The 1348-nt window shown below is 71.5% G+C and carries 2 protein-coding genes; both read right to left on the reverse strand.

Translation table 11 applies throughout. The annotated features are described in order from the left end of the window. The coding region (locus FVW27_RS15945) for a 4Fe-4S binding protein (protein WP_167127003.1) at positions 1-495 on the reverse strand (495 nt) is incomplete at its 3' end. Positions 496-511: 16 nt separating this feature from the next. Then, a partial coding sequence (locus tag FVW27_RS15950; RefSeq protein ID WP_167127006.1) for a DUF362 domain-containing protein occupies positions 512-1348 on the reverse strand: 837 nt, incomplete at its 5' end.

A 1348-nucleotide genomic window follows, 5' to 3' on the forward strand; every position in this document is an offset into this window, starting at 1 on the left:
CGGCGCGGCCCAGAACACCAGATCCAACCCGGCCAGCGCCGCAGCCAGCATGGCGGCCAGCAACGCGTACTTGGGCAGACGCGGCACGGTGGGGCGGGGCGCGCTGTCGTGCCTGCCGGGTTCGCCCCCTGCGGATTTGCGTTTCCTCCGGCCCCTTGCCAGACGGCGCCAGACGGCATCCCCGGCGTCCACCATGGCCCCGAACGGGCACACCCAGCCGCAAAACGCCCGGCCCAGCAGCAGGGACAGGGCCAGCACCACCAGACCCGGCACCGCCGCGCCGATGAGGGCGCGCCCAGCGATGCTGGCGGCAAGGGCCACGGACGGGTCCAGCCGGACCAGCAGATCGCGGGGCAGATCGCGGGGCAGATCGCGGGTCAGATCACGGGGCAGGGTTGCGCTGTCGGGCAGGGCCTGTCCCGCACCCCACGCCAGCAGCACGAAGGCCGCAAGGCACAGCCAGCGGCTGGCCAGCCGCGCGCGTTGACGGTTCATGCCATGCGGCTCCGGCCTACAGGTTGACCCGCGTGACGGCGCGCGACGCGAGGTCCATGGAGCCCAGGCCCCGTTCGTGGGCCAGCCGGATGTGGCTGACCTGCCGCGCGGCAAAGCGCCGCCCGTACCATTCGAACGATTCCACGGCGCAGGCGTCGGCGGCCACCGGGTCGGCGGAAGCGATCACCGTGTTCTCCTGCAGAACCTTGCCGGGGCCGCCGGGGCCCCCGGTGGACAGCACGTAGGTGCCGTCGATGACCGTGAGCGCGGCCCGCAGCTTCGTGTTCAGGTCCACGATGGCGGTGTCGAGGTCGTAGCGCGAATGCATCACCCCGCGTTGGCGGATCAGGCCCATCATGCCCTTGAGACCCAGCGAGACCCCCGTGGAACTGTGCGACTTGGCCGTGGGCGCGGCGATGAGCACGTCGGCGTCCAGCGCGTCGCGCAGGAAGGTGTTGGCGGTCATCTGCTGTGCGCCGTCGATGTCCAGTTCGCGGTAGAAACGTTCCGCCGTGGGGGCCTGCACGATGTCTCCGAATTCTGCGCACGCGGTGCGGATGCCGGAACGCTGGATGCATTGCTCCGCCGGGGCCAGCGGGTTGTCCAGCACCAGCACGGATGCAGCCCCCGCGTCGCGGCACATGCGCACCAGCGCGGCCACCACTTCCGGGTGGGTGTTGGTGCCCAGGCTGGCGGCAGAGGCAAAGGACATGTTGGGCTTGATGACCACCTTCTGCCCGGCCTTCACGAAGCGGCCCATGCCGCCCAGCATGCCCACGCAGGCATGGGTGGCGGCGGCGGGGGCGCCCTTGACCACGGCAATGTCCGGCTGCGCGGAGGCGGCCTGCGCCGC

Origin of the sequence: Nitratidesulfovibrio liaohensis (assembly GCF_011682075.1) — a bacterium.
Lineage (GTDB): Bacteria > Desulfobacterota > Desulfovibrionia > Desulfovibrionales > Desulfovibrionaceae > Cupidesulfovibrio > Cupidesulfovibrio liaohensis.